Source organism: Legionella sp. 39-23, assembly GCF_001897665.1.
GTDB classification, from domain to species: domain Bacteria; phylum Pseudomonadota; class Gammaproteobacteria; order Legionellales; family Legionellaceae; genus Legionella; species Legionella steelei.
In genome coordinates this window covers 1-8,654 of the sequence record NZ_MKTO01000034.1, presented here as the reverse complement: position 1 = coordinate 8,654, position 8,654 = coordinate 1, and the positions used below count along the sequence as shown (strand labels likewise).

Below are 8,654 nucleotides of genomic sequence, written 5' to 3'. Positions count from 1 at the left end.
AGAAATAGTGCCCTTGTGTATTGTTCTTTTGGACTTGGATTGCGAGTGAAAGAAATCGCCTCTCTCACTATTGCAGATGTAGCCGATTACAACTATCAATTACTTGAAGAGATTTGTTTGAAGCGCTCAATGACCAAAGGTGAAAAACAACGTTACGCTTATCTTGCCAATGAAAAAATCCGCAAAGCACTCCAAGCTCATCTCGATACCCTAAAACCTGTTGCACGAGACAAACCCTTATTTCAGACCCAACGTAAAAGTCGCTTTACACCCAATAGTTTGCAAAAATGGTTCAAGTCACTCTATGATAAGGCAGGAATTATTGGAGCAAGTTCTCATTCTGGTAGACGTACTTTCATTACCCGCTTAATTGAGCAAGGCGCTGATATTAAAGCAGTCTCTCGCCTTGCAGGTCATGCCAACATTGTCACCACCGCAATTTATGTTGAAGACAACCCTGATCGCCTGAAACGTATTGCTAACTTGGCTACATTCTAAATGACACCATGGTTTATTACTTTACCTTGGTTACACTATTTGGATTTTACCTACAATGAAGTCTACCATGAGGCACGCTTTGAAAAAGACAAACGCTATTATGTACTTCGTTTAGAGAAAGATTTACTAGATGATTGGACAATCACCGCTATTAACGGACGAATAAAATCCAAGTTGGGACAAAGAAGAATATTGGCTTTTTCAACGTACACAAATGCTTTTGCTCAATTCTTAATCATGATAAAAATCCGTTATCAGCATAATTATCGACTTAAAATTTTGTATAGTGAAAATATTTTTTCCCTTCACAATCTGCTGTTTCTTTTAGTATCACAAAAATATGCTAATAAAACCCATGCCAAAAGCAAGAGAAAACCAAGATCCGAGTTGAGTCAAAATAATTGTTCCACGACTGTTCAAAACAACTTATCTCATACAAAAGCATTCCAACTTGACTTATTTTTTTAATTTCTAAAAAGAAAAGTGATCATTAAATAATCAGACAGATTTAAGAGCGCTTTAATAGTGATTAGAAAGAAGCTGAGCTCTTGCCACACTTTACCATTCGCCGTAGTCCAATCGTCTCTTGAAGGTAAAATTTGGAGGTCATTTTTTTCCAGTATACCAGTAAAATTATAACTACAGACTCGAGGGCAAACATCTTCTAATTTTTCCACATAGTTATCCACTAATTTTGTGAATAAAAAAATAGCCCTACCCTTCCACCTTAAGATGGGCCATTAACCAATCTGCTTCCTCTAAAGAGTCAAAACTTATCACCACCCTACCTTTTCCTCCATCATTAAAATGCATGTTAACTTTGGATGAAAGTTTTTTCGATAATTGTGCCATCCAATCTTTCGTTTTTTGTTCAAATTGGGGATCTAGAAAAAACTCTTGTTTATCTTCTGGCATATTTAAGCGCCGAACCAATTTTTCAGTTTCCCTAACGGATAAAGACTTATTGATAATTATTTTTGCTGTTTCTGCTTGTTGTATGCTCGACAAACTTAATAAAGCTCTGGCATGCCCCATTTCTAGTAATCCCATTTTTAACATTTCTTTTACTTCATCCGTGAGAGTAAGCAATCTAAGAAGATTAGTAACTGTTGTTCGCGATCTACCTAAAGTTTCAGCAACTTCACCATGCGTCATGTAACACTCTTCTATTAACCGCTGTATAGCTTGTGCTTCTTCCAATGGGTTTAAATCTTCTCTTTGAATGTTTTCAATTAAAGAAACTGCCATCCCGTTTGCTTTATTATATTTTCTGATGATTGCAGGGATTTTTTCTAATCCTACTATTTTAGCTGCACGCCAACGCCGTTCACCCGCAATAATTTGATATTCATTCCTATTATGATCTCTTTCTTTGACAAGAATAGGCTGTATAATCCCATGCTGTCGAATTGACGAGGCCAGTTCTTCTAGTGAAGCATCGCTAAAAAACTTTCTAGCCTGATTTTGATCTGGATAAATTTTTGATAAACACAGATCAATTGCTTCCAAGGATTGTATGTCATTTTTTAGATTAATTGGTTCAAAGGCAGGAAATTTCATATTAAACCGCCTCCATTTTAATTGGCTTCTCTAAATAATGTTGCTTTAATTTTTCTCGGGTTTCCAGAACAAATTTCTGCATGTTTTTAACATGCTCTTGATTATCTCCAGCTTTAGTATAACCTGATAGTTTTTCCCAATGATTAAGCTCTGCCTGTAAAGCGAATAATTTCTTTTCCCACTCAATTTGTTCATTAGATTCTTTTTCTTGAGAACCGTCTGGCTTAGATTCTTCCTTGAATTTATAATCATATTTTAAAGCACTAATAAAATATGGAATTGGATAAAAACCTGTGCGCTCTTTTTTTGCATATTTCTTGGTATAGTTAATCTTCTCTTGAATATATTCTTCTGAGTAGTTATTTATAATATTTTCTAATATAGACTCATTTAATATACCAAAAGTTACTTTTATTTCTTTATGCATCTTCTCATTTTCATAATCAATACAGCTGACTTCTGATTTTATTGTATTTTTTTTATTCTGGACTAACACCTCAAATCCAGTAATTTTTCTACCAACTCTTATTGGATCCAAACTAACAGCAAAATTAGCTCGATCATTAACCTCTTCTAATGAAGGCGAAATGACATTTCTTGTAAGTTCCCGCATACTTGGATATTTATCTTCAGGAACTCCTAAAATTTTTCTAAATGTATCTAACGAAATAATTTTATTTTTTTGTAAGTTAATAAACCGTGTACTATTTTCATAAAGAGCATGACCATATTTCGATTCAAATTCAGATTGCAGATCAATGTCAATAGTACCGTATATAGATGGATTAACTAGTAAATCAAGCATGATTTTATGAAAAGAAAAATTGATGGTATTATCCTGATAGAACGTAGGTGCTCCATGTAAAACTCGTAAATTTAAAAAAGAGATATCTGTAGGTACCTTATCTTTCAATAAATTCCATTCTATTTTTAATGATGCCAACCCATCAATGGACTCTTTTAGATATTGGGTATTATTACTATTGAACTTAACTGCTTTTAACAGCATAGAAAAAGGCATATTGCATTCGACAGCGACCGAATTTTGATGGTTATTTATGCGGCCATCTCCTTTTATTGCTTCATACAAAAGCACATTGACAATTTTCCGTTGCAATACACTCATTAAAGAGTATGCATGAATAATTGTTACATGTTTACGTATTGTTTTTTCAGCGAACATTACCCATTCCGTTTGGCCTTTTTTCTTATTTTTTCCTCATCATTCTACTCAAAATAGCAGCGCGTATTATGGCAGTTTGAGGGCCTCTTATATCAGGATATTCCTTTACAACTTCATTTCTCATATCAGAAAAAAAACATCGTTGCTTAAATGTCATATAAATTTTATCAAATACAAAATTTTCACTATTCCCTTCTGCATTGAGTACCATTTCTTTGTAATCAGGATTTTCCTTTAACATTATGATGGCTTCGTTTACCCAATCAGTTTTCTTTTTTAAATTATATTTTTCAGAATTTAACAGAATTTCTCTGAGTGACTCTTTAATTTCTTTATTAATAGTAAATGTAATAATTTTCTTATCGTCTTCATTATTATTGAGTTTCAGTTTATTCATTTTAATCACACTTCCTGAGCAATTAGAGGAATTATTTTTTTAAAGCACTCCTCAACTGATTTACCATTATTCCATTGGACATTATTGCTTAACATATTCATTTGCTCGACGATGCTCTCGTGTAGAATGTTGCTTGAAACTAAGGCATCAAAGATAATTTTGGCAATATTGGGTTTTACCTTACCTAAACTAACATTTAATTGTTTACGTCCTCTTATTTCTTTTTTTGTAACTAACGAAAATTCAAGTTCTTTTTTTAGCTTAACAATTGCATCAAAGGATAGATTTTCTATGGCTGCCTTTAAGAGAACTTGTTGATGTTCTGCGTTTTCAACTGAAATAATTAATTCAATTAATTTTACATTCTCTATTTTTCCTTCAGCAATCGCCTGCTTTATCTCTGGACTAGCTTGCAAAATCAGGATATATCTTCGAGATTGTGTTATAGACATTCCCGTTAAATCACTTAATACTTTTGATGTTATTTTCTCGCTATCACTTTTTTCTTTATTTTCGTTTAAATACTCTTTAACAATAGCCTCAATACTCGCAACTCTTTCAGCCAGAGATAAGTCAACACGCTCATTATTCTCAATCCACTGTAGAACTCTTAACTTTGTACCAACAGGTCGTTGACTTGCAATTCTTGCTATAATTTCCTTTTTACCAGCAATCGCTGAGGCCAAGGTTCTACGTTCACCAGCGATTAAACGACATTTGTTCCCAAACCTGTATACAAATATGGGGTTAATTAACTGATCATCTAGTATAGTTTTTGCTAATGATTCAAGTGACTTCCAATCATTTTTCTTTTTTGCATAGTCAGGATCAGAAGGATCTATTCCATTCATAGCATCATGAAGAGTGAGTGCTAGTTCACGATTGTTTTCTGGATCAAGTTCTATTTTATCTAAGGATAATACTTCTATTGACAGTTCCCCGGCATAATCATTGGCAATCGCCAGTGTTCTTGATATGGCTTCCTTTGTCTCTCCGGTTTTGACTGGATTTAGTTTGAATTTACTAACCATAAGAAGCCTCCTTTTCTTCTATTTTGTTGTATACATTATGAAATACCCTGTCATATACATAAGAACACCATTTTTCACTCTCAATTCTAGCTAGATGTGTTTGCGGTAGGTTAAATACACAATTAGGTTTTGCATCTTCTACTACTAATTCTGAATAAATAGTTCTTTGGGCGATCGGAGGTAACAACCATTCTTCTGATTTCTCTATCGAACGCAAGTCATTAAGGAACTTAGTATGTACTGCTGTTTTACGAACTTGGTTAGGTAAAATTCCCGCTATTTTGATTGTGTCATCTTTTACTCTTCTAAGTTGCTCTTGTGAAATTGCTTGGATCATACCTATGGTTCCATTAATACCATATTGTTCTAGTTCAGTTGGCAATAGTCCATGAGTTGCTGCTCGCAACCCTGCCATTGTTAGTGGGCCAAACTGTGGATTCGTATCAATAATAACAAATTGGTAATCACTGTGGGTTGACAGCATTTCGGTAAATTCTTTAAGACGATTTATAACTTTTTCTTTTACATCAACTTTTAGAACACGTTGTGCATCTTCCAGTAATGAAGCAAAAGAAGGAAAACAATGTAAATTGTCAACCCATGTTGGATATGGATAAATAGATTTACCTATGAATATATCTGCAATACTACTAACACCATCCCAATGCGGATCATCTTCTGGTAAGTTATTCGGATCCCACTCTGGATGTGCTTTTGGCATGTAGCCAGTTGGGTGAGCTGGATCTCTTGTAGTTGGAATTAAGCTAGATGAAGAGTTGCCTTGCGGGTCTAAATCAATAAATGCCCCTTTCATGTTTTTACATTTAGCTAGATATTGTGCAAGAGTGAGAGCAATAGTTGATTTGCCAATCCCTCCTTTGTTCCCGGCTGTTGTAATTACTTTCATCCATCCCCCTTTTACAATAAGGTGCTCTGTACTATTTGTTTTAGACTAACTTTATTGAAATGAATTTGCAAGCGGTAATTTGTACTATTATTTAAATTTTTAAAAAAGAAAATATATATCTTTTTTCTTCTATTCATAGGTTCATTAAATGAAATCACAATAACTTATTGATTTTAAAGTATTTAAGAAATGATTATTGTGTATTTATTTGGGAATGATTGTGTAGGTTTATGAGTTTTTCTGTGTAGTAATATGGGGATTAATTGGTCTTAAAATTTTATGTGTAGTTTTATGGGGTGTTATGGTGTAGTTATATGGTTATGGTGTAGCTTTATGGGATGCGCTTTTAACTTTTATCCATACTTCCTAATACCAATACCGGAAACTGCTGGGGGATACTGGATTTTTGGCGGCTAGATTTTTACCCTAGGAGCTTTAAAATTTTGATTGGCAACTCGTATTGCGAATTTTGTCAAAAAATATTCTGAAGTTTCTTTGGGTTTATTTGTTATTTGTATTCACTGCCCTACTCTGAAATAGGATGTGATTATCTTGATAGCTGAGCAATATTGTCAAAGTTACATGAAACTATACTTTTTGAATTTTGACGAATAATTTATTGATGGATTTTGATAATATGCTAAATTCAGGAATGGATATAAGATAATGTTATTTTTTTATGCTTTAGATATCATTTTTAATTTTAAAATGAATAACTTTATTTACAATTAAAGAATTATACTGTTTGCGCACTTACGTCAGTGTATATGATTAATTCATGTTAAGAGTATTGGTTATTAAGCAATATTTGTTAGTAATATTGGCCTACGTATAGAGGTAATCTGTTGTATCTGTCTTTACCCATAGTGAAGAATATATTGTTTGGCGGGTATTGATCGGTAGTGGCGGGGCTGAGATTGGTTCTTCTACTTAGTGCACAAATCCCTTTTTTTATAACTATGCGTTTTATTATCAAGATAAATGGCTGTATCGTTTAATATTTTTCAGTAACCTATTTAACAATAGCCCTATTTCTTTTACGGTATTTTATTAACTCATTATTTTGATGGAATAGATTCATGTCTCTAATAAATTTATTCCTAATTTAAACAAGCTTTTTAAATGTTAAAACAATAACTGTACTAGGTGGATAGAGAATCAATTATTTGAAAAGTTAATTAATAGGGTTCCATCCTGATTTTATGATGGGGTTAATTATCTTTAGGGTGATGTTTTTTTGTTTTAGGTCGTTTAAATTTTATTAAATTTAATCCAGATCTGTTTTTAAATGGCACTTTAAATTTCACGGGACCACTGCCATGGATTATCGATTTAATAAATTGTCCCCGGGGGATAATTTAGCTAACTCATTGATTATTAATAATAAAAATATAATATATTCTGTAAATCACGGTTATGGATGGTGTAGATTTATGAGGAAGAAAATTAACAAGGAAGGATTCTAACTTAATCGCAAAAAGATAAACCACTATAACTTAAGTGATTAAATACGAAATTGGGGAGGAAAAAATTTGAAGAATCATTTATTATACAAAGCGACATCCATGTTAAGTATTTTTTCGTAACAGCCAATACATTATAATTAAAGGTCTGGAATATTGGCGACTTATCATGGGTGATGCAATTGTGGCTGTAATGTAGAGGAATTATTATATGACTATTATTGATGCAAGACCTACCTGTTTTTATCATCCGATAAAAGTCATTTTTTTAGATGATAACCGAGCATTTTTGGATGCGTTAGATTTAGAATTTGGCGAAAAGCTTAATATACTAACACTTACAAGCTCAGATATGGCTTTTCATCTTATTGATAACGATAGTCAAGATGTCACCCAATCAATTTTCAAATTAATGAATGATGTTAATTTAGATACTACTAATGATCGATTTATTGGCTTTGATGTTAGTAAAATGTTAAATCTGATTTATAGTAAAGCAAGGTTTGAGCATGCACCATTGTTAGTTGTGGACTATCAAATGCCCGCTATTAACGGAATTGAATTTTGCAAAAAAATTAAAGAGAAAAAAATATTTAAAATTATGCTAACGGCTGAAGCAGATAAAGATACTGCGATAAAAGCTTTCAATAACGGTTTAATTGATAAATTTATACTCAAGACAAGTGAAAATCTATATCCAGAAATTACATTAGCTGTGGATGACCTAACTAAGCGCTATTTCAGAGAGTTAACAAAAAATATAGTTAATGCGTATGAAAACTCCATTAATGATTTATTTGATAATGAATTATATCAACAATTATTTGCTAGTGTTCTAATACAAGCACAGGCTGTTGAGTATTATCTAGTTGATAACTCAGGTAGTTTTTTATTTCTTGATAAAGACGCCAAACCTACATGGCTTATCATTAGACATGCAAAAGAGCTATCTGAGCAATTAGATTTAATGCAGGGATATGAGCTACCTGAACAAACTGTGGCTGCTGTTGTAAAAAAAGAGAAAATATTGTTCTTGTTATCAGAAAAAGAATATAAAAAACCAATAGCTGAGTGGATTAACTATTTATTTGATGCGCAAAAGCTAGATAACAATTACTACTATAGTATTACCAAAGATCATTTAACTGATTCTATAGATTGGGGAAGGGTGGTTTCATATTCCTCATATCTAGCAGAGAGATAATTTGTCACAATTATTCATTAAAAAGAGATAGAAAATAATTTTCAATCTTTGAAGTCTGCTCACGTATAGCGCTCATGGAATATAAAAATTTTTCCATCTGCTTTTGGTTAATATCAACGGTATCCATTGACTGTGAAATTGTATTCATGAAACTCGAAGCAGATTTTGTCATGTTGTTGATGATAACAATTGAGTTTAAAAAATCGTGTTTTAATTTATCTTTATCCGTAGAGTTCATGTTAAATTCCCGTGTGCAAATTGAAAAGGTGGTTCTTTACCAACAATTGTTTTAATCCATGGCACTTGGCGAAATCGATCTCGCGAATGGCCAGTGGCAAGATGAACGTTGACCTTTCCCCCCAAAATAAGACCATGACATTGATGAGATTTCCATTAAAATTACAATATTGG

General features: G+C 32.7%; 10 protein-coding genes. 3 read left to right on the top strand and 7 right to left on the bottom strand.

The genetic code is table 11. The features are described 5' to 3' along the window. Positions 1 to 498: tyrosine-type recombinase/integrase (locus tag BGO44_RS12140; protein WP_286823146.1), on the top strand; the 498-nt coding region annotated here is incomplete at its 5' end. After that, positions 499 to 966 (top strand): hypothetical protein, encoded by a 468-nt coding sequence (locus BGO44_RS12135; protein ID WP_058478525.1) that lies wholly within the window; start codon positions 499 to 501, stop codon positions 964 to 966. On the opposite strand, the gene BGO44_RS12130 is transcribed toward BGO44_RS12135, so the two are convergent. The 6 genes from BGO44_RS12130 to BGO44_RS12105 are packed head-to-tail and all read right to left on the bottom strand — an operon-like array spanning position 963 to position 5,576. Then, the gene (locus BGO44_RS12130; RefSeq protein ID WP_082650880.1) at positions 963 to 1,175 is read right to left on the bottom strand and encodes a hypothetical protein; all 213 of its coding nucleotides are present in this window, start codon (positions 1,173 to 1,175) and stop codon (positions 963 to 965) included. The genes BGO44_RS12135 and BGO44_RS12130 overlap by 4 nt on opposite strands. Before the next feature lie 37 nt (positions 1,176 to 1,212). Beyond that, positions 1,213 to 2,007, bottom strand: coding sequence for a ParB/RepB/Spo0J family partition protein (locus tag BGO44_RS12125; protein WP_238585456.1), 795 nt, complete (start codon positions 2,005 to 2,007; stop codon positions 1,213 to 1,215). 52 nt (positions 2,008 to 2,059) lie between these two features. Further along, the gene (locus BGO44_RS12120) at positions 2,060 to 3,241 is read right to left on the bottom strand and encodes a replication initiation protein (RefSeq protein WP_058478528.1); all 1,182 of its coding nucleotides are present in this window, start codon (positions 3,239 to 3,241) and stop codon (positions 2,060 to 2,062) included. Positions 3,242 to 3,266: 25 nt separating this feature from the next. After that, positions 3,267 to 3,638, bottom strand: a complete 372-nt coding sequence (locus BGO44_RS12115; protein WP_010655311.1) for a hypothetical protein — start codon at positions 3,636 to 3,638, stop codon at positions 3,267 to 3,269. Positions 3,639 to 3,643: 5 nt separating this feature from the next. After that, positions 3,644 to 4,669, bottom strand: coding sequence for a ParB/RepB/Spo0J family partition protein (locus tag BGO44_RS12110; protein ID WP_058478529.1), 1,026 nt, complete (start codon positions 4,667 to 4,669; stop codon positions 3,644 to 3,646). After that, complete coding sequence (locus tag BGO44_RS12105; RefSeq protein WP_010655313.1) at positions 4,662 to 5,576, bottom strand: ParA family protein; 915 nt, start codon at positions 5,574 to 5,576, stop codon at positions 4,662 to 4,664. Before BGO44_RS12105 ends, BGO44_RS12110 begins: the two co-directional genes overlap by 8 nt. 1,674 nt (positions 5,577 to 7,250) lie before the next feature. Here BGO44_RS12105 and BGO44_RS12100 point away from each other — a divergent pair. Then, on the top strand, positions 7,251 to 8,243 hold the full coding sequence (locus BGO44_RS12100) for a response regulator (protein WP_058478530.1): 993 nt from the start codon (positions 7,251 to 7,253) through the stop codon (positions 8,241 to 8,243). 10 nt (positions 8,244 to 8,253) lie between these two features. Here the strand turns inward: BGO44_RS12100 and BGO44_RS12095 are convergent, their stop codons facing one another. After that, positions 8,254 to 8,481, bottom strand: a complete 228-nt coding sequence (locus BGO44_RS12095) for a hypothetical protein (RefSeq protein WP_010655315.1) — start codon at positions 8,479 to 8,481, stop codon at positions 8,254 to 8,256. Between the last annotated feature and the right edge of the window lie 173 nt (positions 8,482 to 8,654).

Bases quoted from the DNA above. Each gene is read 5' to 3' on its own strand.
- BGO44_RS12135 (WP_058478525.1), top strand. From the start codon at position 499: ATGACACCATGGTTTATTACTTTACCTTGGTTACACTATTTGGATTTT.
- BGO44_RS12120 (WP_058478528.1), bottom strand. From the start codon at position 3,241: ATGTTCGCTGAAAAAACAATACGTAAACATGTAACAATTATTCATGCA.
- BGO44_RS12115 (WP_010655311.1), bottom strand. From the start codon at position 3,638: ATGAATAAACTGAAACTCAATAATAATGAAGACGATAAGAAAATTATT.
- BGO44_RS12110 (WP_058478529.1), bottom strand. From the start codon at position 4,669: ATGGTTAGTAAATTCAAACTAAATCCAGTCAAAACCGGAGAGACAAAG.
- BGO44_RS12105 (WP_010655313.1), bottom strand. From the start codon at position 5,576: ATGAAAGTAATTACAACAGCCGGGAACAAAGGAGGGATTGGCAAATCA.
- BGO44_RS12100 (WP_058478530.1), top strand. From the start codon at position 7,251: ATGACTATTATTGATGCAAGACCTACCTGTTTTTATCATCCGATAAAA.
- BGO44_RS12095 (WP_010655315.1), bottom strand. From the start codon at position 8,481: ATGAACTCTACGGATAAAGATAAATTAAAACACGATTTTTTAAACTCA.